Source organism: Pseudomonas sp. IT-P218 (assembly GCF_949767605.1).
Taxonomy (GTDB): Bacteria; Pseudomonadota; Gammaproteobacteria; order Pseudomonadales; family Pseudomonadaceae; genus Aquipseudomonas; species Aquipseudomonas putida_AE.
Genome location: NZ_CATKQQ010000011.1, coordinates 685,950 through 707,720 on the forward strand (window position 1 = coordinate 685,950; position 21,771 = coordinate 707,720).

The following is a 21,771-nucleotide window of genomic DNA, read 5'->3' on the forward strand; positions in this document are numbered from 1 at the left end:
AACACCATGAGCAGCACAGGCGATAAAGTAAAAGGCATGGCCAACGAAGCAGCCGGCAACGTCAAGCAAGGCGTTGGCAAGGCCACCGGTAATGACAAGATGCGCGCCGAAGGCGTGGTGCAGGAAAAGAAAGGCGAAGCTCAACAAGCGGTGGGCAAAGCCAAGGACGCTGTTAAAAAAGGCGTCGACAAGGCCTGATTCGGCCTTGATTGGTGACAGCGGCGGCCATCCACGGATGGCCGTTTTTATGTCAGCCTGAACTTGAGCAGGGAAATTGTTTCAAAGTCGCCAGGTAATCTACTTTTGATGTAGAAAACAGCCCCTGAGTCGCCATGACTTCAACCCATCCTGATTGCGGCGAATGGAGACGCTAATGATTTTTCCGGACATGAAAGGTCTGCCCATGCACCGTGTGATGATGCGCACGGTCACTGAATTCGTCGACGACGAAATGTCGACCTATGCCTCGGCGCTGGCGTATCAGATGCTGTTTTCGCTGTTCCCCTTCATTCTGTTCCTGATCGCCCTGATCGGTTTCCTGCACCTGCCTGACTTCTTTTCCTGGCTGCGCCTGCAGTCGGAACTGGTGTTGCCGCCCCAGGCGCTGGAGCAGGTCAACCCGGTGATCGACCAGCTCCAGCAATCCAAGGGTGGCCTGCTGTCGGTGGGTATCGTGATTGCCCTGTGGACCGCGTCGGCCGGCGTGCGGCTGATGATGAGCGCGATGAACGCCGCCTACGATGTGGTCGAAGGCCGTCCGGCGTGGAAGCGTTTTCCCTTGTCGATCATCTACACCGTCGGCATCGCCGGGATGTTGCTGATCGCCGCCGCGCTGATGGTGCTCGGCCCGCAGGTGATGGGCTGGATCGCGGCGCAAGTCGGTCTCGAGTACTTCATCGTTACCCTCTGGACCATTGCACGCTGGCCGGTGATCGTGATCCTGCTGATGGTCGCCGTGGCGCTGATCTATTACGTCATGCCTGACGTCAAGCAGGAGTTTCGTTTCATCACGCCCGGCTCGGTCCTGGCGGTGGTGGTGTGGATCATCGCGTCGCTGGGCTTCGGTCTGTACGTCAAGGAGTTCGCCAACTACAACGCCATGTATGGCAGTATCGGCGCGATCATTGTGCTGTTGCTGTACTTCTACATCTCCGCCGCGGTGTTGCTGCTGGGTGCGGAGATGAATGCGGTGATCGAGCACATGTCGCGAGAGGGCAAGGACCCTGGCGAAAAGGTCCCCGGCGAGCATGGCCCCGTGCATGAGGAAAAACAGCACGTATCGGGACTGGGCCGCGATCACTCACAACCGAAACCGACCATAGACGAAACCTGACCATGATTCGTGAAATTCTGAAAATGGGCGATGAACGCCTGTTGCGCATTGCCCCGCCAGTGCCGGCCGAGATGTTCGACAGCCCCGAGTTGTGGCAACTGATCGACGACATGTTCCAGACCATGGAAAGCGTTGGCGGGGTCGGCCTGGCCGCGCCTCAGATCGGCGTCGACCTGCAACTGGTGATCTTCGGCTTCGAGCACAGCGAACGGTACCCGGACGCCGAAGCGGTTCCGCAGACCATCCTGATCAATCCGCTGATCACGCCGCTGATCCCGACTTTGGAAGAAGGTTTCGAAGGTTGCCTGTCGGTGCCTGGGCTGCGCGGTGCGGTGGATCGCTATCAACATATCCGCTACGAAGGCTTCGACCCCAAGGGTGAGCCGATCGTGCGCATCGCTTCGGGCTTTCATGCGCGGGTGGTGCAGCATGAGTGCGATCACCTGATCGGTCGATTGTACCCGTCGCGCATCAGCGATTTCAGCAAGTTCGGGTTTACCGAGGTGATGTTCCCGGATCTGGATCCCAACGCAGACGACTGATCCGTTACCGCGCAAGGCCCATGGCAATCATCGGCTTGCTGCGCGCGTATCGACTCAGGCGCTCGACCAGGGCGTAAGGCATCGGCGGATCGAAGACGAAGCCACGACGCTGATAGAACTCCCGCAAGTCCGGATGACAGAACAGCCATACCGGGCTTTCAACCTGGTTGATCGCTGCAGCGATCAATGCGCCCGCGACACCCTGTTCGCGACAGGCCGGGTCGACAAACAGTCCGGTCAGCCAAAACCCGCCGGACACCGGCCGCAAACACAGCGCACCGACGATCCCGTCGCGCCGCGCCACCCACAATTGTGCGTCGCGAACCGCCTTCATCGACGATTGGTGGGCGCGATAAAACTTGTTCATCAATGGCCATAACGGCTCGTCGAGCCGGGTGTACAGGGTATCGGGCATGGTCTGGGACTGTCGGTGTGCAAAGCCTGCGATTATAAAAGAACACGCCGGCGGCGATAGGTGTATACCTGATCTCACATCCCCAGTCAGTGGAGTACGCATCATGTCCAAAGGTATGGATTCAAAGAAGGCAGCGAAGAAAAAACCGCTGAAATCGGCGATCGAAAAGCGCACGGAAAAGAAAGCCAAGAAGGTGGGCGTGTTCGGTCATTGATCTGGTGCTGATGACCGCTCCCATGCAAGATGGGGGCGGTACAGCCAATGACCCGAGGGAGAAAGGCCGGCATGGAGCTCAAGACAAACGCGGCGCTGATCATCATCGACCAACAGAAAGGCATCCTGCAGCCGAAACTCGGTCGCCGGAACAATCCCCACGCCGAAGAACGCATGCTGGAACTGCTGGCCCACTGGCGCCACAGTGCCAGGCCGGTGATCCACGTGCAGCATTTGTCCAGGTCAGAGGATTCAGTGTTCTGGCCCGAGCAATCCGGGGTGGAATTTCAGTCGCGGTTTCAGCCAGCGGCCGGCGAACGACACATTCAAAAACAGGTGCCGGATGCGTTTTGTTCGACGGGGCTGGAGGCGTTTTTGCGTGAGGCGGGGATCGAGCAGTTGGTCATCGTTGGCGTAGCGACGCACAACTCGGTGGAGTCCACGGCGCGCACCGCAGGCAATCTGGGGTTTGACACCTGGGTCGCGGAGGATGCCTGCTTTACCTTCGACAAGGCCGACTTTTTCGGCAATGCCCACAGCGCTGAAGAGGTCCATGCGATGTCGCTGGGCAACTTGCATGGCGAGTACGCCACGGTCGTCAGCACCGCACACATTCTGGATAAAGCTCTGTAGGAGCCGCATCGCAGCTCCTACCGATCAGTCAATCAGGCGCCGTGGCACTTCTTGAACTTCTTGCCGTTGCCGCATGGGCAAGGATCGTTGCGGCCAACGTCTTTCAAGGCGTTGCGCACCGGTTCCTGGTGGGCGTGGCCGCAGTTCGGGCCGTGGACATGGCCATGGTCGTGATCATGCTGGTGGTGGTCATGATCGTGGTTGCAGTCTGGGCCATGGACATGGGGTTGCTGGGTCATCGGGGTTACTCCGGAATTAGATCGGCGGGGATTATCACGCCATTACGCGTCAGGTGCACGTAGTGGGCGATGAATAAACCGGTTTCCATCTCACCTTCCAGACGATAGGGAACGGCCTGCTCGGGGTTTTTCAGCTGTTTGACCAGGTCCTTGACCTTGGGCCACAGGTTGGTGCGGATCGGCACCTTGTAGAAACGGCTGCTCCTGGGGTTCACGGTGACCCAGTGCTCATGCTCGCCTTCGGCCAGCAGGATGTCGCCCAAGTGGATGCGATACTCCAGGCCACGCACGGTCAGCTCGCTGTCATTGCGGTTGTCGATGCGAAAATGCAGGACGAACCGTTGCTCCATCAGCTTGGCCCGCACGACTTCGACCCTGACCAGATGGACCTCGGGGTCCGGCTCGTCGGAGCTGAACCAGGATGCACAACCGCTGAGCCCCAGACAAAGAGCCAGCGTGAGCAGAAAGCGTTCGAGTCTCTGGGTGATCATGGTCGTTTCTCCCTTGAACCCTGTAGGAGCTGGCTTGCCAGCGAAGGCGGAGTGGCTGGCACACCGTGTCGTATGCATCGCCAGCAAGCCGGCTCCTACAGACCGCGTCGCCTGCATCGCCAGCAAGCCGGCTCCTGCAGATCGGGTCGATCTCCTGACCTTGTATCAGCTACCGAAATACCCCGAACAGCACTTCTTGAACTTGTGCCCGCTGGCGCAAGGGCAGGCGTCGTTGCGTCCGATGTCCAGTTGCACGGTCGGGTCGATGAAGTACCAGCGCCCCGCATTCTGTACGAAGGACGAGCGTTCACGGTGGCTGTGTTCGCCGCTGCCGTCGTGCCAGCGCGCGGTGAACGTGACGAAGGCATGCTCCGGCTGGCCGCCGAGCACTTCGGAGCTTTCGACTTCAAGGCCCAGCCAGGTGCTCTGGGCGCTCCAGTCGGTGATCGATTGACGGTCGAGTCCGGCCTGCTGGGCGGGCAGGGTGGTCGCCACCAGATAATCGATCAGGCCCAGCACGTAGGCGCTATAACGCGAGCGCATCAGGGCTTCGGCGCAGGGTGCCGGATGTCCGGCATGGTAATGGCCACAGCAGGCGTCGAGCAGGGTGCCGCTGCCGCAGGGGCAAATGGATGTACTCATTGCGTTACCACCAATATTTCCCGAAGTTTTCCGGATTGGCCCAGAACCGCGAGTTGAGCCAGTCGGGTACTTGTTTGTATTCAAGCAGATCATAGGTGAACAGGGTCAGTACCTGCTCGTCACGCTGGAAACGTTCGCTGGCTTGCAGTGCCAGTGAGAAAAAATCCGTTTCCTGCCAGCCGCTCGCCGGCAAGTCGGCCAGTACCGCGATGCGGCTGGCGTTGAGGTTGCGGATGCCGCCAAGCAGGTTCAGGCCATCACGCTTGGGCAAATGTTCGAGGCAATCGACCACCAGCGCCAGGTCAAAGCGCAGCGCCGCCAACTCTGCGGGCAATGGCCCGGGCGCTGCGTGCGCCACGCTGCTGTCCGGATGCGCCAGCTTGAAAGCCTCAAGCGCGGGGAACTCGCTGGCGCCAATCAACAACAGGCGCGCGGGGGCGTAACGGTCGAGCAAAGCGGCCAGCGCCTGCTGCGGCGTGCGCGAAGAAATACCTGCAATCATCGAAGATCCTCAATCAGATTTACCAAGACTAGCCTGCCCGCCAGTTCGATCCTAGAGCGGGTTTGCGGCAAAAGTCACAATCCCCCGCGAACACCAGACAAAACTGCTATGGCCTATTGCTGGCGGAGATTAAAACTCCGGTCTTTACTCCCTGAATCGGTTCTAAGCCGATCCTTCAGGAGAAAACTAGATGAGCATAGTTCGGACAGCATTACCCCTGGTTCTGCTAACCAGTGTGTTGACTGGTTGCGCAGGTTTGCAAAAAACCGACTGGCCGATCTGTGCGGCGGTCGGTGGTGTCGTCGGCGCAGGTCTCGGGGCAATCGAGAGCTCGTCATGGGCCGGCTACGGCGCGCTGATTGCCGGCGGTACGGCGGCAGCCTATTGCTGGGTCCATGGTGATGGTGACGAAGACGGTGATGGTGTACTCGACAGCCGCGACAAGTGCCCGGGCACGCCAAAAGGCGTACGGGTCGATGCCGATGGCTGCCCACCACCAGCACCTGCTCCAGTGGTTGAAGAGGCCGTGGTGGTCAAGGAAGAAACCATCGTCATTCGCGATGTCAACTTCCAGTTCGACTCGGCCAAGCTGACAGCCGCCGATAAAGACAAACTCAACACCATTGCCACTCGCCTGAAACAGGAAGCAGCCAGCGCCCAACTGACCGTGACCGGTCACACCGACAGCGTGGGCAGCGATGCCTACAACCAGAAACTGTCGGACAAACGCGCCCACTCGGTGGTGGAATATCTGATCGAAAGTGGTGTGCCTCGCAGCAGCTTCGTGTCGGTCACCGGGGCCGGTGAAAGCCAGCCGGTTGCCGATAACAAAACCGCTGACGGCCGCGCGATGAACCGTCGCACGGAAATCAAGATCAACCGCTAAACCCCTCGCATCCACGGCTTGTGCAGTCGTGGATGCGGGTCTTTACTCCTGTGTAACCGGCATTGGCCGGTGACACAGGAGCTTTCAAAAATGAGCAATCTCACACGGACCGTCTTGCCGGTTCTGCTGCTGGGCAGCCTGTTGACCGGTTGCGCTACTCACAGCGATGGCACTGCCCCCCTCAATCAACGTACCTGGCCGATCTGCAGCCTCCTTGGCGGACTCGTCGGCGGAGGTCTGGGCGCTATCGGAAGTAGCGGTTGGGCGGCCGGTGGAGCGGCGCTGGGTGTCTTGACCGGTGGTTTGATCTGTTATGCCCAGGACGGCGACGAAGACGACGATGGCGTATTCGACCGTCGCGATCGCTGCCCCGACACGCCCGCCAATACCCCTGTGGAGCATCATGGTTGCCCGCTGCCGCAATACCCGGCCAGCGTGAAACCTGAACCTGTGCAAGCCGAAGTCATCACCCTGAGCGATGCCGACGATGTGCTGTTTGCCTTCAATAGCGCTGACCTGACCCCCTCCATGCAAAGCAAACTCGATTCGATCATGGGCAAACTGCAGGACGCCAGCGTCGCGAGCATCAAGGTGATTGGTCATACCGACAGCGTCGGATCGGATGAGTACAACCTGCAACTGTCGCAGCAACGTGCAAGCAGCGTCGCCGGCTATCTGCTGAGCCAGGGCGTTGCACCGAACAAGGTCACCAGCGAAGGCAAGGGCGAAAGTGAGCCTGTTGCCGATAACGAAACCGAAGAAGGGCGCGCGAAGAATCGTCGCGTGGAATTGCACGTCAATCGCTGAGCCGCGCAATAGAGCCGTCGGGCGATGATTTTCGTCGTTCCGTCGGCCATTTGCCATCTTCCTCGAGAATTTCCGTTTGCCCTCTGGCTTATCCTGCATGGAAGCCGTTACTGTGCGAGCAAATAATAATTCTCATCGGGGGCGCGTATGAAGGTGATATGGGGGCTGGGGAAGCTGTTGACCCTGGTGTTCTGGCTGGTGGTGCTGGTCAATCAGCTCACGCCGTTCGTCTATCCACTGCACCTGCTGGTCGACCTGGCCGGCTGCCTGCTGGCGGGGCTTCATCTGCTGGAGGCGGTGTTCTGCTTTCGCACGCTCAGGGGCCGCGCCCATCCTTGGCTCGATCGCCTGAAGATCCTCTTTTTCGGCGTTTTCCACCTGCAAACCATCCCGGCTCCCACCGTATCTAAGGCTTCCCATGCGTAAACTCTGTCTGCTCGCTGCCCTCATCAGTCCATTGGCTTGCGCCCAGGTGGTGAGCGTTGAAACCAACTCGTTGATGCGCCTGCCCAACACCGCCAGCACCTTGCGACTGGAACGCCTGGAAGTGGCCGACTACGGCACCTTGCTGATTCCCTCGAACGTGACCGAAGTCACCGTCGGCGAACTGCACCTGGGTCGCGATGCGCGAATCACCATCGTCCCCGGCGAACAGGCGCTGGAGCTCAAGGTCAATCGCGCCGAGTTGTCCGAAGGCAGCCAGATCACCGCGCGGGGTGCACCGGGGACTTACCAGAAGGCCGCCCGTTCCGGGCGCAATCTGGACTTGCAGATCAAGGCCCTGAATGCCCCGCAGTTACGGGTGGATGCTCGCGGTGGCGCGGGTGCGCCAGGGTTCGTCGGCCTCGACGGGGCCAACGGTCAGGCACCGGGTTGCGCCTGGGGCCAGGCGGGTCGCGGTGCCGATGGCAGCGATGGCAGTGATGGCCAGGCCGGTGCGCCTGGCGCGGCGGTCAAGCTGGCCGTGCCGCGCGATTACCCGGCAGACAAGATCAAGGTTCAAGTGGCCGGCGGTGCCGGTGGCGTGGCCGGGCCTGGTGGCAAGCCGGGTGCCGGCGGCAAGGCCAAAGGCTGTCTTGTCTACAAGGCCGATGGCGGCAAGAGCGGCAAGCCTGGTGTTGACGGACAGCCAGGAATGGAGGGGGCTGCAGGGTCTGTGACGGTGCAGCGGTTGTAAACCATTTTTTGAATGGTGATTTTCCTGTAGGAGCTGCCGCAGGCTGCGATCTTTTGATCTTGTTTTTAAAAGCAACATCAAAAGATCGCTGCCTGCGGCAGCTCCTACAGGGGGAATTATCTAGAACATCGGTCGTGCCGCCGCAATCGCCACCAACACCAACCCGACAATCAGATTGATCCCCACCAACCGACGAATCCTTCCCAGTACCGCAGCCCCCGCCGGCCAATCCTGGGCCGTCACCGCCGTGCGCAACTCCGGCAACATCAACGCCTGGATCCGGATGAACAGCGCCGTCATCACCACATACAGCCCCATCATCACCTGCACGTAACGCGGTGCGCTTTCAAAACCTGTGTATTGCAGATGAATCATGCCGACGCCGCTGATCGGCAATAGCACCACCGCGACCCAGACCCAGCGAAAGAAACCTTGAAACACTTCCACCCACAGCTTCAGCCGGGCAGGGCCCTCCAGTGCCTTCAAGGCCGCGGGGCGCAAGACCATCCAGGCGAAAAACATGCCGCCGACCCACACCAGTGCGGCGAGGACATGCAGGCTATAAATGAGGCTAAAAGGTGTCATCGGGTTACTCCGTTCTGCGCGGGATTCATTAGCGGGGTATGATAGCGACCGAACCGAACTACTGAAAATTTATCCAGCGTTTTTTGCGCCCGACAATCCATGATCAGCACCGAACTCAAAACCACGATCCAGGGCGCCTATTCGCGTTTTCTCGAAGCCAAGAGCCTCAAGCCGCGCTACGGCCAACGCCTGATGATCGCCGAAATCGCCAAGGTCCTCGGTGACATCGACACCGACGACGAAGGCAGGCGCAGTGGCGACCCCGCGATTGTCGCGGTGGAAGCCGGCACCGGTACCGGCAAGACCGTAGCCTACAGCCTGGCGGCCATCCCCACTGCCAAGGCGGCGGGCAAGCGCCTGGTGATCGCCACGGCCACCGTCGCCCTGCAGGAGCAGATCGTCTACAAGGATCTGCCCGACCTCATGCGCAACAGCGGGCTGAATTTCAGTTTTGCGCTGGCCAAGGGGCGTGGACGCTACATGTGTCTGTCCAAGCTCGACATGTTGCTCCAGGAAGGTCACGCACAAACCGCCACGGCCCAGCTGTTCGAAGAAGAAGGCTTCAAGATCGAGGTCGATGAGGCCAGCCAGAAGCTGTTCACCAGCATGATCGAGAAACTTGCCGGCAATAAGTGGGACGGTGACCGCGACAGCTGGTCCACCGCCCTGGAGGACGCCGACTGGGCGCGCCTGACCACCGATCACAGCCAGTGCACCAACCGCCATTGCCCGAACTTCGGCCAGTGCGCCTTCTACAAGGCCCGCGAAGGCATGGGCAAGGTCGATGTGATCGTCACCAACCACGACATGGTCCTGGCCGACCTGGCGCTGGGCGGCGGTGCCGTGTTGCCCGATCCGCGCGACACCATCTACGTGTTCGACGAAGGCCATCACCTGCCGGACAAGGCCATCGGCCACTTTGCCCATTACACGCGCCTGCGCTCCACCGCCGACTGGCTGGAAACCACCGCGAAGAACCTCACCAAGCTGCTGGCCCAACACCCGTTGCCCGGTGATCTGGGCAAGCTGATCGAGCAGGTGCCGGAGCTGGCGCGGGAGATCAAGACCCAGCAACAGTTCATGTTCACCGCCTGTGAGCAGATCGCCGATTTCAAGCCCGGCGAAGATGTCGAGGGCCGCGAACGCCCACGCCACCGTTTCGTGGGCGGGGTGATTCCCGAGCACATGCGCGAAATGGGCGTCGAGCTGAAGAAGGGCTACGCGCGCCTGACCGACCTGTTTACCCGCCTCACTGAATTGCTCAAGGAAGGTATGGACGGCGAGGTCAATATCGGCATCGCCAGCAACCAGGCCGAGGAGTGGTATCCGTTGTTCGGCAGCCTGTTGTCGCGCTCATCCGGCAACTGGGAATTGTGGGTCGCGTTCACGGCTGAAGACCCGGAAGACAACCCGCCCATGGCCCGCTGGCTGACCCTGGCGGAAAGCGGCTCGCTTTTCGATATCGAAGTCAACGCAAGCCCGATCCTGGCGGCGGAAATGCTCCGGCGAAACCTGTGGAACGTGGCCTATGGCGCGCTGGTGACGTCGGCCACCTTGACCGCCCTGGGCACCTTCGACCGCTTCCGCATGCGCGCCGGCCTGCCGAAAAAGGCCGTGACCGCCGTGGTGCCGAGCCCGTTCCATCACGCCGACGCCGGTGTATTGCGGGTGCCGAACCTGAACGCCGATCCGCGGGATGCGGCGGCCCATACCGCCGCGATCATCCGTGACCTGCCAGACCTGGTCGAAGGGTCTCGGGGCACGCTGGTGCTGTTTTCCTCGCGCAAGCAGATGCAGGACGTGTTCGACGGCCTGGACCGCGACTGGCGCAAGCAGGTGTTCATTCAAGGCAACCTCTCGAAACAGGAAACCCTGAACAAGCACAAGGCGCGGGTCGATGGCGGTGATTCCAGCGTTCTGTTCGGCCTGGCGAGTTTTGCCGAAGGGGTCGACTTGCCCGGTGCCTACTGCGAGCACGTAGTGATCGCCAAGATTCCGTTCTCGGTGCCGGATGATCCGGTCGAAGCGGCGCTGGCTGAATGGATCGAGGCCCGTGGCGGCAATCCGTTCATGGAGATTTCCGTGCCGGACGCCTCGCTGAAACTGGTCCAGGCCTGCGGGCGCCTGCTGCGCACCGAAGAAGACCGCGGCACCATCACCTTGCTCGATCGGCGCCTGGTCACCCAGCGTTATGGCAAGGCGATCCTCAATGCGTTGCCTCCCTTCCGCCGTGAAATTTCCTGATAAACCGGTGGGCAGTTTTGCCCGCCGCGTTGTCTATCTCTCTACCATCGCTTTTCCATTGGCCCGCCCGGGTCGCTAGGGAGAATTCCGTTCTCATGATTCGCTGTTCGCTACCTGCCGTTCTTGCCCTGATGTTCGCCACGCCCTTGCTGGCGGCGCCCGCCGGGCAGCAGACGCTGTTCAATTTTGTGCGCCCCGCCGACGTGGTCCAGGTGGCGACCCAGGACGCCAGCCTGCCGCAGTCCAACGCCGAACAGACGCCCGAAGGCGAAGTGCTGCGCCGGGTCACCTTCAACCCTGTTGCGCGGCCAACGCTGCGCCTGTCGCCGCAGACCGGTGCCTGGGACTGGTCGCAGTCGGGCGTCATGAGCTTGCGGATCCAGAGCGCCATGAATTGGGCCGTGACCCTGTACGTGACCATTCAGAGCAACGACGGCAAGACGTTGGTCAGTCGCGTCGATCTTCCAGCCGGCCCGGCGCAGTCCCTGTTGGTGCCATTGCAGCCGACTTCGCCGCTGAGCCAGGGCCTGAAGGCGGGTCCGCCGATGCCGATGACGGTCGACGGCCAGCGCATTTTGCTGGCCAGCAGTGCCGGTGAACTGGACCGCAGCCAGGTGGTGTCGGTCAGCTTGTCCATGGATCAGCCGAAAGTCGCCCAGAGCATCCTGCTGGAGCGCTTTGGCGTGCAGGATGGCGAAGGTGTGACCCAAGCGGTCTATGGCGGGCTGGTGGACGCTTATGGCCAATCGACCCGGGCCAAATGGCCAGAAAAGGTCAGTAGCGACGAACAACTGAAAAGCGCCGCCGCCAAGGAACAACAGCAGCTGAAAACCTGGCTGGGTGAGCGCGAAAAGTCCTCCCTGGACACGTTCGGCGGCTGGACCAACGGGCCGACGTTCAAGGCCAGCGGTTTTTTCCGCACCGAGAAACGCGATGGACGCTGGTACCTGGTGACGCCGCAGGGGCATCCGTTCTATTCGCTGGGGGTCAACACCGTTGCGGCGGACGTCAACCAGACGTATGTCGCCGGTCGGGAATGGATGTTCGAATCCCTGCCCAAGGCGGATGAACCGCTGGCCAATCACTTCGGGGAAGGCGACAACCGCGGTGGTAATGGTGTCGATAAGGGGCGGGGTTTCAGTTCTGGAAAATGGTATGACTTCTATGGCGCCAATCTGCAGCGTCTGTACGGCGACCCTTGTGCACTGGGCAGCAATACCAAGGCCGGCGTTGCTGAAGCGGCCAAGGCCGATGCGGTAGAAGCAACGGCCGAGAAGGCTGCCGAGCCTGCCGTCGCACCCTCAACGGCCGAATCCGGAGTCGCCGAAGCGGCCAAGGCCGGCGCCGCCGATGCGACGGTGGCAAAAGCGGCTGAGCCACCACCTGCCGAACCCTGCAAAACGACCTTTGATGAGCAGCGCTGGACCGGCCACACCCTGGAGCGCCTGCAAGCCTGGGGGTTCAATACCCTCGGCAACTGGAGCGCACCGGCACTGGGTGACGCGCAGCGCATGCCGTATACCTTGCCATTGTCGATCGTCGGCGATTACGCGAGTATCAGCACTGGCAACGACTGGTGGGGCGGGATGCCCGACCCATTCGACCCGCGTTTCGCCATGGCGACCGAGCGCGCGGTGGCCATTGCTGCCCGCGACCACCGCGACGATCCATGGCTGATCGGTTACTTCGCCGACAACGAACTGGCCTGGGCCGGTCCCGGCGATGACCCGAAAGCCCGTTATGCGCTGGCCTATGGCACCTTGAAAATGACCACCGACGTGCCGGCCAAGCGCGCGTTCCTCAAGCAGTTGCGTGACAAATACCGCAACCAGGCGGGCTTGTCGAAAGCCTGGGGTATCGATCTGCCAGCCTGGGAACTGATGGAGGACCCGGGCTTCGTGCCGCCGCTGCCAAGCGCCGAGCACCCGGAAATCGAGGCCGACTTCAAATACTTCCAGAAGGTCTTCGCCGACACCTACTTCAAGACCATTTCCGATTCGCTGGAGTGGCACGCGCCGAACCAGCTCCTGCTTGGTGGCCGGTTTGCCATCAGCACCCCGGAAGCCGTTGAGGCCTGTGCGCAGTACTGCGACGTATTGAGTTTCAACATGTACACCTTGCAACCCCAGGACGGTTACGACTTCGCCAGGCTGCGCAGTCTGGACAAACCGGTATTGGTCACCGAGTTCAACTTCGGCTCGACCGACCGCGGCCCGTTCTGGGGCGGCGTGACGCAACTGGCGAAGGAAGAAGACCGTGGCCCGGCCTACGCGAATTTCCTGAAACAGGCGCTGGGCGAGCCGTCGATTGTCGGCGTGCACTGGTTCCAGTACCTCGACCAACCCGTGACCGGGCGCCTGCTGGATGGCGAAAATGGTCACTTTGGCCTGGTGGGGATAACCGATCTGCCGTTCCAGGGCTTTGTCGACAGCGTGCGCAAGAGCAATCTGGCGACGGTCGATCAATTGGCTAAAGAGGCCCAGAAGGCCGCCGCCGAGGTCGACAAGGCGAACCACGACGCCGAGGGCGGGCGCAAGGCCGAAGCCGGCAAAGGCCCGGGGAAGGGCGCTGGTGGGCATTCCGGCCAAGGTCATTGAACGCCAGGATCGCAACCCTGTAGGAGCTGCCGAAGGCTGCGATCTTTTGATTTTAACCTGGGGGTTGAATTGACCGCCCAGCCCGCCCCTGTTCCCAAAACCCTCAAGGGCTGGAACAATGCGGCCCACTTTATAGAACGTTTCCGGGGAGTTGCGGGTGCAGATTCAGGGTCATTACGAGCTTAAGTTCGAGGCAGTGCGTGAAGCGTTCGCGGCGCTGTTCGACGATCCTCAGGAACGTGGCGCCGCGTTGTGCATCCGGGTCGGCGGCGAAACCGTCGTCGACTTGTGGTGCGGCACCTCCGACAAGGACGGGGCCGAAGCCTGGCACAGCGACACCATCGCCAACCTGTTCTCCTGCACCAAGACCTTCACCGCCGTCACCGCCCTGCAACTGGTGGCTGAAGGCAAGCTGCAACTGGACGCCCCGGTGGCCCGCTACTGGCCTGAATTCGCCGCCGCCGGCAAAGAATCGGTGACCCTGCGCCAACTGCTTTGCCATCAGGCCGGTCTGCCGGCGTTGCGCGAGTTACTGGCCCCTGAAGCGCTTTACGACTGGCAAACCATGGTCGACGCCCTGGCCGCCGAAGCGCCATGGTGGACGCCGGGTGAGGGCCACGGTTATGCGGCCATCACCTATGGCTGGCTGGTCGGCGAGCTGCTGCGCCGTGCTGACGGTCGTGGCCCCGGTGAATCCATCGTGGCGCGGGTTGCCAAGCCTTTGGGCCTGGATTTTCACGTCGGCCTGGCCGATGAAGAGTTTCATCGCGTGGCGCACATTGCCCGTGGCAAGGGCAATGTCGGCGATGCCGCGGCCCAGCGCCTGCTGCAAGTGACCCTGCGCGAGCCAACGGCCATGACCACCCGTGCTTTTACCAATCCACCTTCGGTGCTGACCAGTACCAACAAACCTGAGTGGCGGCGCATGCAGCAGCCGGCGGCCAATGGCCACGGCAATGCCCGCAGCCTGGCCGGGTTTTACGCCGGTTTGCTCGATGGCAGCCTGCTGGAAGGCGAATTGCTCGACGAGCTGACCCGCGAGCACAGCCTCGGCGAAGACAAGACACTGTTGACCCGAACCCGTTTCGGCCTGGGCTGCATGCTCGACCAACCGGATGTGCCCAATGCGACCTTCGGCCTGGGCGCGCGAGCCTTCGGGCATCCGGGTGCGGGTGGCTCTGTTGGTTTCGCTGACCCGGAACATGATGTGGCATTCGGTTTTGTGACAAATACCCTGGGGCCGTACGTCTTGATGGATCCGCGCGCACAAAAGCTTGTGCGGGTACTGGCCACTTGTCTGTAAATCACGCTCAAGGGTTCCGGAGCTGGAACCCGACGGCCTTTTCAGTTTCCAAGCGTCTGTTTATGCGGGCTGACCCGGCCTGATTTTATTACTTCATTTTTGTGGATATCCAATGTCAACCAAACCCACCCTCGCCTTGGCACTGTGCTTCGCTATTACCGGTTGCGCGCAGACTCCTAAGAATGATGCAGACGGCGGCAGTTGGTGGCCGTTCGGGTCTTCCGACAAAGTCGCGGCCAAAGAGCCGGCCAAAGAACCGGCCCCAGCTCCCTTGAAGCCCACCGCAGCCGCTGCGGTGACCAAGACTGACAGTTCCAGCCCTTGGTACTGGCCGTTCGGCTCCGAGGAAGTGCTCGATAAGAAACCAGAGGTAAAACCTGAGGCCAAGCCGGTCGAAGTCGCCAAGGCCGAGGCCGAGGCGGGCGGCAAGTGGTGGTGGCCGTTCGGCGGCAAGGATCAAAGCACTGCCAAAGCCGTGCCGATGCCTGATCCGAAAGTCACCCAAGCCTGGCTTGACGACTACGAGCCGCGTCTGCGTACAGCGATCAAGGACAGCAACCTGCAACTCGAACGCCGTGAAAACGTCCTGGTGGTCACCGCGCCGGTAGAAGGCTCGTTCAACCCGGACCGCCCGGCCATGCTGCTGCCGGTAACTCTCGGCCCGTTCACTCGCGTTGCGAAAATCCTTGAAGCCGATCCGAAGACTGCGGTGCTGGTACTCGGCCACAGTGACACCTCGGGCGCAGCGCCGGCTAACGTGAAGCTGAGCCAGGAACGTGCGCAGTCGGTGGCTGCGATCTTCCGCCTCAGCGGTCTGCAGCGCGATCGCCTGATGCTGCGTGGCATGGGTGGTGAAGCCCCGCGTGCCGCCAACGACAGCAATGAAGGCCGTGCCTTGAATCGCCGCGTGGAACTGTTGGTAACGCCGCAAAACACCATGGTCGCCTTGCTGAGCAAGTACAACATGCCGGCCCCGGCGCCTGTGCGCATGGTCGCGGCCCAGGACATCAAGCCGGTTGCCAAGCCTGTGACGCCAGCACCTGCCGATGCGAAGAAAGCGGCTGCACCGGTGGCGAAGAAAGCGCCGGCCAAGAAAGCCGCCGCGAAGAAGACCCCGGCTAAAACGGCAACGCCCGCGAAGAAGACGGCACCGGCCAAAGCCGCAGCCGACACTAAAAAAGTCGCCGCCGCCGATACTACAAAGAAGTAATTCGTCAACCATAAGGAATGCGTCATGACCAAGGCCCTGGCTGATATGCGCCGCGACTACACCCGTGATGGCCTGACCGAGGCGCAAGCCCCGGCCGAGCCGTTCGCGCTGTTCCACCAATGGTTTGCCGACGCGGTGAAAACCGAGCAGGCACCGGTGGAGGCCAATGCCATGACCTTGGCCACTGTCGACCAGGAGGGGCGGCCGCATTGCCGCATCCTTCTGCTCAAGGGCCTGGACGCCCAGGGCTTCACCTTCTTCACCAACTACGACAGCGCCAAAGGCCAGCAACTGGTGGCGAATCCATTCGCGGCCATGACGTTTTTCTGGCCGACCCTGGAGCGTCAGGTGCGGATTGAAGGTCGGGTGGTGAAAGTCACGCCAGAAGAATCCGATGCGTACTATCAGGTGCGCCCGCTGGGCAGTCGCCTCGGTGCCTGGGCTTCGCCGCAGAGCCGGGTGATTGCCGATCGGGGTGAGCTGGAGTCGCTGCTCAAGGATACCGAGCAACGTTTCAGCGATAGCCAACCCCACTGCCCTGAACACTGGGGCGGTTATCGCCTGCTGCCAGAACGCATCGAGTTCTGGCAGGGCCGTCCGAGCCGTCTCCACGACCGGCTCAACTATCGCCTGCAGGGTGCCAGCTGGATTCTTGAACGCCTGGCGCCTTAAGCAGTCTACCGTTCGGGATAAGCTGCCGCTGCGGCCTCAAGCCACTGCGGCAGGTCTCGACGCCTGATTTTCTGAGCCCGGGCGCTCGCCAACCGTTCGAGCATGAACGCTTTTTTCTGCTCGTCCTTGCCGGCCAGCGCCAACGCCAGGTCCCGGTCCATCCAGCGTCTGATGCGCACGTACAGCCACCCATGGAAGTACAGCCCGGCGACGGTAGTGACGACAATGATAAAGTAATCCATCTGGATCCCTGCTCAGTGGCGCTGTTCTGCGATCAGGCCGCGACTGTGTGGTGAGTGCGTGGACAGGCCTGTACGAAGCCTGAATCGAAACATTTTTATCCGGGCAAGGCCGTGACAGGCGTCTGGCTGCGGAGTTTAATGGTTACTTGTCCTTTGGAGTTGATGCTATGCGTAAGTCTGTTCTGCTGGTTGCTTCCTTTTCCACCATGGCGATGTTGCTCACTGGCTGCCAATCGAGCTTGACCGGTGACTCCTATTCCCGTGACGAAGCGCGTCGCGTGCAGACGATTCGCATGGGTACCATCGAAGCCCTGCGACCGGTGAAAATCGAAGGTACCAAGACGCCAATCGGCGGCGCGGCGGGTGCAGTGGTGGGCGGTGTCGGTGGTAGCGCCATCGGTGGTGGCCGTGGCAGCATTGTCGCAGCGGTCATCGGTGCCGTCGCAGGCGGCCTGGTAGGCTCGGCAGCCGAAGAAGGCCTGACCCGCACCCAGGGCGTGGAAATCACCGTGCGCGAAGACGACGGCAGCATGCGCGCCTACGTGCAACAGGTTCAGGAAAACGAAGTGTTCCGCGTTGGCGAGCGCGTGCGCATTGCCACGGTTGATGGCACCAGCCGCGTTTCCCACTAAGCGGGAATACGGGTAAAAGAAAACCCCGACCAGGTGACTGGATCGGGGTTTTTCTTTAGCACATGAATAGTTCCCTACGCGGTTTGCAGCACTGGCTTGCGACTCGCCGCCGCTGTCACGGCATAGCCAATCAATGCCGCCAGGATCGAACCGGTCAGGATCCCCATGCGGTCCAGGCCTGCGTAGTCACTGACGCCCGGCTCAAAGGCCAGCGAACCGACGAACAGGCTCATGGTGAAGCCGATGCCGCAGAGAATCGCCACGCCCAGCACCTGGCCCCAATTGGCACCCTGGGGCAGGGCGGCGATGCCGGTTTTCACCGCCAGCCAGGTCAGGCCGTACACGCCGACGGTCTTGCCCAGCAGCAGGCCGATCGCGATGCCCATTGGCACGGCGTGGGTGAAGCTTTCGGCGGTCACGCCACTGAGGGACAGGCCGGCGTTGGCGAAGGCGAACAGCGGCAGGATGCCGTAGGCCACCCATGGGTGCAGCGCGTGCTCCAGTGAAAGCAGGGGAGAGGGTTCGGCGTTTTTCGTGCGCAAGGGGATGCAGAATGCCAGGGTCACGCCGGCCAGCGTGGCATGCACTCCGCTCTTGAGCACGCAGACCCAGAGGATCAGGCCAATGATCATGTAGGGGCCGAGCTTGACCACGCCGAGCCGGTTCATCCCGATCAGCGCCGCGATGCAGGCGGCGGCCAGTGCCAGGGACAGGGTCGACAGTTCGCCGGAATAGAAAATCGCGATGATGACGATCGCGCCGAGGTCGTCGATGATCGCCAGGGTCATCAGGAACAACTTCAGCGACACCGGCACGCGTTTGCCCAGCAGCGCCAGTACGCCCAGCGCGAAGGCGATGTCGGTGGCGGTCGGGATCGCCCAGCCGTCCAGGGCCGGTGGATTGTCACGGTTGAGGAACCAGTAGATCAGCGCCGGGACCACCATGCCGCCAATGGCGGCCGCGCCGGGCAGGACGATCTGCGACGGTTTGGACAGCTGCCCGTCGAGGACCTCGCGCTTGACCTCCAGCCCGATCAGCAGGAAGAACAGCGCCATGAGCCCGTCGTTGATCCACAGCAGCAGCGGCTTGGCGATTTTCAGCGCGCCGACCTGGGCGACAACGGGGGTTTCCAGCAGGCCGTTGTAGAGCCACGACAATGGGGAGTTGTTGATGATCAGCGCGAGGATAGCTGCTGCGATCAATAACAGACCGCTGGCAGCTTCCAGCTGAAAGAAACGCGTGAACGTGCTACGCAGAGGCAAAGTCGCTCTCCATCGATAAAGTTAAAAGGTGGCACACCCTAACCCGTACCGTTAGTTGTTAAAACAAAAGTTATATTCTTTTTTGTTATATGTCGTTACAACGCGATTCTTCGGGCAAGGACCTGAGCCTAGCAGTTGCCGGATGTATTGGAACTCAGCTGTACCTGTGTTTGATGTAGGATTTTTCCTAAGCTTGCAGGTTGAGGCTTGTGACGGGGCCGCCTATTGCCTGATCCATCGAGATAACCACCATGAGCGACAACCGACAGTGGTCCCGCGAAGCCATCCGGATCATCGAAGCCGACTTCCAGCGCAGCGCCGACACTCACCTGATCCCCTTGTCGCTGCCAGGTTTTGCCGGCATCGAGTTGTACTTCAAGGATGAGTCGAGCCATCCCACCGGCAGCCTGAAACACCGCCTGGCGCGGTCGCTGTTCCTGTATGCGCTGTGCAATGGCTGGCTCAAGCCCGGTGCGCCGGTGATCGAGGCGTCCAGCGGCTCGACGGCGATTTCCGAGGCATACTTCGCGCGTTTGCTGGGGGTGCCGTTCATTGCCGTGGTGCCGGCCAGTACGTCGAGGGAAAAGATCGCACAAATCGCGTTCTATGGCGGGCAGACGCATCTGGTCGCGGATCCGACGCAGATCTACGCCGAGTCCGAACGCCTGGCGCGCGAGCACGACGGCCACTTCATCGACCAGTTCACCTACGCCGAGCGTGCGACCGACTGGCGTGCGAACAACAACATCGCCGAATCGATTTTCCAGCAGATGCGTTTCGAAAAGCACCCGGAGCCGAGCTGGCTGGTGTCCAGCCCCGGGACTGGGGGGACGACGGCGACCCTGGGGCGTTACGTACGTTATCGGCAGCACGCCACCCGCGTGTTGTGTGCCGATGCCGAGCGCTCGGTGTTTTTCGATTACTACCAGACCGGCGATGCCAGCCTGCGCCTGGATCACGGTTCGCGGGTCGAAGGCATTGGTCGGCCCCGGGTGGAAGCGTCATTCCTGCCCAAGGTCATCGATGCGATGGTCAAGGTGCCGGACGCATTGTCACTGGCAGCCATGCATTACCTGGCTGAACGTCTGGGGCGGCATGTCGGTGGATCGAGCGGGACCAACCTGATTGGCGCGTTGATGGCGGCGCAGCAGATGGCGGCGGCGGGGGAGCAGGGGTCGATCGTGGCGATTTTGTGCGACAGCGGCGAGCGCTATGCCACGACCTATTACGATCAGGCGTGGCTCAAGGCCGAAGGGTTTGAATTGAGCGGGTTGATCGATGCGGTGGCCGCGACGGTCGAGCGCGGGGAGCCGCTGCCGGCGAGCGTGCTGCGCGCCAATATCTGACCCCCCTGCACCTGTAGGAGCTGGCTTGCCAGCGAATGCGGTTCGTCATTCAACAGAAACGTTGGCTGATCCACCGCCTTCGCGAGCAAGCCCGCTCCCACTGGGGGTTGGCGTCAGGCTTCGAGGCCGAGGATATCCCGAGCCACCGCTTCTGCGATGCGAATACCATCGACCCCCGCCGACAGAATCCCACCCGCATAACCCGCGCCTTCACCCGCCGGGAACAAGCCTTTCACGTTCAGGCTCTGCATCGACTCGTTACGCGTAATGCGCAGCGGCGACGAAGTACGGGTCTCGATCCCGGTCAACACCGCGTCATGCAGCGAGTAACCGCGAATCTGTTTCTCGAACGCCGGCAAGGCTTCACGAATCGCTTCGATGGCGAAGGCCGGCAAGGCCAGCGCCAGGTCGCCCAGGGCAACGCCCGGTTTGTAGGAGGGTTCGACGCTGCCCAGCGCGGTGGACGGCTTGCCGGCGATGAAGTCGCCGACCAATTGCGCCGGTGCTTCGTAGTTGCTGCCACCGAGCACAAAGGCGTGGGATTCCAGGCGTTCCTGCAGCTCGATACCGGCCAGCGGGCCGCCCGGATAATCGACTTCCGGGGTAATCCCGACAACGATCCCGGAGTTGGCGTTGCGCTCGTTGCGCGAGTACTGGCTCATGCCGTTGGTGACCACGCGGTTCGGCTCGGAGGTCGCCGCCACCACCGTACCGCCCGGGCACATGCAGAAGCTGTAGACCGAACGGCCGTTCTTGGCGTGGTGCACCAGTTTGTAGTCGGCGGCGCCGAGTTTCGGGTGGCCGGCGTACTTGCCCAGGCGCGCGCGGTCGATCAGCGACTGCGGGTGCTCGATACGGAAACCGACCGAGAACGGCTTGGCTTCCATGTACACGCCGCGACCGTGGAGCATGCGGAAGGTGTCCCGGGCACTGTGGCCCAGGGCCAGGATCACGTGTTTGGAGTGGATCTGCTCGCCGCCATCGAGTTCGACGCCGACCAGTTGGCCGTCTTCGATCAGCACGTCGGTCACCCGTTGCTGGAAGCGCACTTCGCCGCCCATGGCGCGAATCTGCTCACGCATGTTTTCCACAACGCCCGTCAGACGGAACGTACCGATGTGCGGTTTGCTGACGTAGAGGATTTCTTCCGGGGCGCCGGCCTTGACGAATTCATTGAGGACTTTACGGCCGATGAACTTCGGGTCCTTGATCTGGCTGTAGAGCTTGCCGTCGGAGAAGGTCCCCGCGCCGCCCTCGCCGAATTGCACGTTGGACTCGGGGTTGAGCACGCTTTTACGCCACAGGCCCCAGGTGTCCTTGGTGCGCTGGCGCACTTCGGTGCCGCGTTCGAGGATGATCGGCTTGAAGCCCATCTGCGCCAGCAGCAGCCCGGCGAAGATCCCGCACGGTCCGAAGCCGACGACGACAGGGCGCACGCTCAGGTCGGCCGGCGCCTGGCCAACCATTTTGTAGCTGACATCCGGTGCCACGTTGACGTTACGGTCATCGGCGAACTTGTTCAGTACCGAGGCCTCATCGCGAACATCGAGGTCGATGGTGTAGATGAAGCACAGCTCGGAGGACTTTTTGCGCGCATCGTAGCTGCGCTTGAACAAGGTGAAATCGACCAGGTCATCGCTGGAGATGCCCAGGCGCTGCAGGATGGCAGGGCGCAGGTCTTCATCGGGATGGTCGATCGGCAGCTTGAGTTCGGTGATTCGTAACATGGCAGGATCCGGTTCGCGGGGCGCACAACTGCGCCAGGGCGTTTGAAACCGGCGATTATAAGCCCCAAAGG

24 protein-coding genes are annotated in these 21,771 nt (G+C 61.6%); 15 read left to right on the forward strand and 9 right to left on the reverse strand.

Features of this window, described 5'->3' with window-relative positions; translation table 11 throughout:
* Positions 1–6: 6 nt before the first annotated feature.
* From ACM6I6_RS09900 to def, 3 genes are all read left to right on the forward strand, one after another.
* A complete protein-coding gene (locus ACM6I6_RS09900) occupies positions 7–198 on the forward strand; it encodes a CsbD family protein (protein ID WP_020798093.1) in 192 nt (63 codons plus the stop codon).
* Between the two features lie 175 nt (positions 199–373).
* A complete protein-coding gene (locus ACM6I6_RS09905) occupies positions 374–1,333 on the forward strand; it encodes a YihY/virulence factor BrkB family protein (RefSeq protein ID WP_274073398.1) in 960 nt (319 codons plus the stop codon).
* Between the two features lie 2 nt (positions 1,334–1,335).
* The gene (def, locus tag ACM6I6_RS09910; protein ID WP_414919824.1) at positions 1,336–1,875 is read left to right on the forward strand and encodes a peptide deformylase; all 540 of its coding nucleotides are present in this window, start codon (positions 1,336–1,338) and stop codon (positions 1,873–1,875) included.
* Between the two features lie 4 nt (positions 1,876–1,879).
* Here def and ACM6I6_RS09915 read toward each other — a convergent pair whose 3' ends face one another.
* Positions 1,880–2,290, reverse strand: a complete 411-nt coding sequence (locus ACM6I6_RS09915) for a GNAT family N-acetyltransferase (protein ID WP_414919825.1) — start codon at positions 2,288–2,290, stop codon at positions 1,880–1,882.
* 285 nt (positions 2,291–2,575) lie between these two features.
* Here ACM6I6_RS09915 and ACM6I6_RS09920 point away from each other — a divergent pair, with 285 nt between their 5' ends.
* Positions 2,576–3,136, forward strand: coding sequence for a cysteine hydrolase family protein (locus tag ACM6I6_RS09920; RefSeq protein ID WP_323607233.1), 561 nt, complete (start codon positions 2,576–2,578; stop codon positions 3,134–3,136).
* A gap of 32 nt (positions 3,137–3,168) precedes the next feature.
* Here the strand turns inward: ACM6I6_RS09920 and ACM6I6_RS09925 are convergent, their stop codons facing one another.
* From ACM6I6_RS09925 to ACM6I6_RS09940, 4 genes are all read right to left on the reverse strand, one after another.
* The gene (locus ACM6I6_RS09925) at positions 3,169–3,375 is read right to left on the reverse strand and encodes an SEC-C metal-binding domain-containing protein (RefSeq protein WP_008056806.1); all 207 of its coding nucleotides are present in this window, start codon (positions 3,373–3,375) and stop codon (positions 3,169–3,171) included.
* A gap of 5 nt (positions 3,376–3,380) precedes the next feature.
* Positions 3,381–3,866 (reverse strand): LEA type 2 family protein, encoded by a 486-nt coding sequence (locus tag ACM6I6_RS09930; RefSeq protein WP_414919826.1) that lies wholly within the window; start codon positions 3,864–3,866, stop codon positions 3,381–3,383.
* Between the two features lie 165 nt (positions 3,867–4,031).
* Positions 4,032–4,508: a YchJ family protein gene (locus tag ACM6I6_RS09935; RefSeq protein ID WP_046816639.1), complete on the reverse strand. Its 477-nt coding sequence runs from the start codon at positions 4,506–4,508 to the stop codon at positions 4,032–4,034.
* A 4-nt stretch (positions 4,509–4,512) separates the two neighbouring features.
* The gene (locus tag ACM6I6_RS09940; protein WP_274073402.1) at positions 4,513–5,010 is read right to left on the reverse strand and encodes a DUF6231 family protein; all 498 of its coding nucleotides are present in this window, start codon (positions 5,008–5,010) and stop codon (positions 4,513–4,515) included.
* A gap of 190 nt (positions 5,011–5,200) precedes the next feature.
* On the opposite strand from ACM6I6_RS09940, the gene ACM6I6_RS09945 reads away from it, so the two are divergent.
* The 4 genes from ACM6I6_RS09945 (at position 5,201) to ACM6I6_RS09960 (ending at position 7,880) form a co-directional block, all read left to right on the forward strand.
* A complete protein-coding gene (locus ACM6I6_RS09945) occupies positions 5,201–5,896 on the forward strand; it encodes an OmpA family protein (protein WP_274073403.1) in 696 nt (231 codons plus the stop codon).
* A gap of 90 nt (positions 5,897–5,986) precedes the next feature.
* Entirely contained in the window at positions 5,987–6,703 is a 717-nt protein-coding gene (locus ACM6I6_RS09950; RefSeq protein WP_274073404.1) for an OmpA family protein, read from the forward strand.
* A gap of 147 nt (positions 6,704–6,850) precedes the next feature.
* Positions 6,851–7,129 carry a DUF1145 domain-containing protein gene (locus tag ACM6I6_RS09955; RefSeq protein ID WP_323607232.1) on the forward strand — a complete coding sequence of 93 codons (279 nt, stop codon included), beginning with the start codon at positions 6,851–6,853 and terminating at the stop codon, positions 7,127–7,129.
* Positions 7,122–7,880 carry a collagen-like protein gene (locus ACM6I6_RS09960; RefSeq protein ID WP_323607231.1) on the forward strand — a complete coding sequence of 253 codons (759 nt, stop codon included), beginning with the start codon at positions 7,122–7,124 and terminating at the stop codon, positions 7,878–7,880. Before ACM6I6_RS09955 ends, ACM6I6_RS09960 begins: the two co-directional genes overlap by 8 nt.
* Positions 7,881–8,000: 120 nt before the next feature.
* Here ACM6I6_RS09960 and ACM6I6_RS09965 read toward each other — a convergent pair whose 3' ends face one another.
* Positions 8,001–8,465: a CopD family protein gene (locus ACM6I6_RS09965; RefSeq protein WP_274073407.1), complete on the reverse strand. Its 465-nt coding sequence runs from the start codon at positions 8,463–8,465 to the stop codon at positions 8,001–8,003.
* Between the two features lie 99 nt (positions 8,466–8,564).
* Here ACM6I6_RS09965 and dinG point away from each other — a divergent pair, with 99 nt between their 5' ends.
* The 5 genes from dinG to pdxH all read left to right on the forward strand — a co-directional run bounded on the left by dinG (position 8,565) and on the right by pdxH (position 16,491).
* Positions 8,565–10,709: an ATP-dependent DNA helicase DinG gene (gene dinG, locus ACM6I6_RS09970; protein WP_274073408.1), complete on the forward strand. Its 2,145-nt coding sequence runs from the start codon at positions 8,565–8,567 to the stop codon at positions 10,707–10,709.
* Positions 10,710–10,804: 95 nt separating this feature from the next.
* A complete protein-coding gene (locus ACM6I6_RS09975; protein ID WP_414919827.1) occupies positions 10,805–13,306 on the forward strand; it encodes a beta-agarase in 2,502 nt (833 codons plus the stop codon).
* Between the two features lie 157 nt (positions 13,307–13,463).
* Positions 13,464–14,609: a serine hydrolase domain-containing protein gene (locus tag ACM6I6_RS09980; protein WP_414919828.1), complete on the forward strand. Its 1,146-nt coding sequence runs from the start codon at positions 13,464–13,466 to the stop codon at positions 14,607–14,609.
* A gap of 112 nt (positions 14,610–14,721) precedes the next feature.
* Positions 14,722–15,819, forward strand: a complete 1,098-nt coding sequence (locus ACM6I6_RS09985; RefSeq protein ID WP_414919829.1) for an OmpA family protein — start codon at positions 14,722–14,724, stop codon at positions 15,817–15,819.
* A 24-nt stretch (positions 15,820–15,843) separates the two neighbouring features.
* Positions 15,844–16,491, forward strand: coding sequence for a pyridoxamine 5'-phosphate oxidase (gene pdxH / locus ACM6I6_RS09990; RefSeq protein WP_323628746.1), 648 nt, complete (start codon positions 15,844–15,846; stop codon positions 16,489–16,491).
* A gap of 5 nt (positions 16,492–16,496) precedes the next feature.
* On the opposite strand, the gene ACM6I6_RS09995 is transcribed toward pdxH, so the two are convergent.
* A complete protein-coding gene (locus ACM6I6_RS09995) occupies positions 16,497–16,733 on the reverse strand; it encodes a hypothetical protein (protein ID WP_274073413.1) in 237 nt (78 codons plus the stop codon).
* A 167-nt stretch (positions 16,734–16,900) separates the two neighbouring features.
* Between ACM6I6_RS09995 and ACM6I6_RS10000 the strand changes: the two genes are divergently transcribed.
* Positions 16,901–17,365 (forward strand): glycine zipper 2TM domain-containing protein, encoded by a 465-nt coding sequence (locus ACM6I6_RS10000; protein ID WP_274073414.1) that lies wholly within the window; start codon positions 16,901–16,903, stop codon positions 17,363–17,365.
* A gap of 74 nt (positions 17,366–17,439) precedes the next feature.
* On the opposite strand, the gene nhaA is transcribed toward ACM6I6_RS10000, so the two are convergent.
* Positions 17,440–18,627, reverse strand: a complete 1,188-nt coding sequence (gene nhaA / locus ACM6I6_RS10005; protein WP_414919830.1) for a Na+/H+ antiporter NhaA — start codon at positions 18,625–18,627, stop codon at positions 17,440–17,442.
* A 251-nt stretch (positions 18,628–18,878) separates the two neighbouring features.
* Between nhaA and ACM6I6_RS10010 the strand changes: the two genes are divergently transcribed.
* Positions 18,879–19,973: a PLP-dependent cysteine synthase family protein gene (locus ACM6I6_RS10010; RefSeq protein WP_323628747.1), complete on the forward strand. Its 1,095-nt coding sequence runs from the start codon at positions 18,879–18,881 to the stop codon at positions 19,971–19,973.
* Positions 19,974–20,086: 113 nt separating this feature from the next.
* Here ACM6I6_RS10010 and ACM6I6_RS10015 read toward each other — a convergent pair whose 3' ends face one another.
* Positions 20,087–21,700 carry an NAD(P)/FAD-dependent oxidoreductase gene (locus ACM6I6_RS10015; protein ID WP_274073417.1) on the reverse strand — a complete coding sequence of 538 codons (1,614 nt, stop codon included), beginning with the start codon at positions 21,698–21,700 and terminating at the stop codon, positions 20,087–20,089.
* Positions 21,701–21,771: the final 71 nt, after the last annotated feature.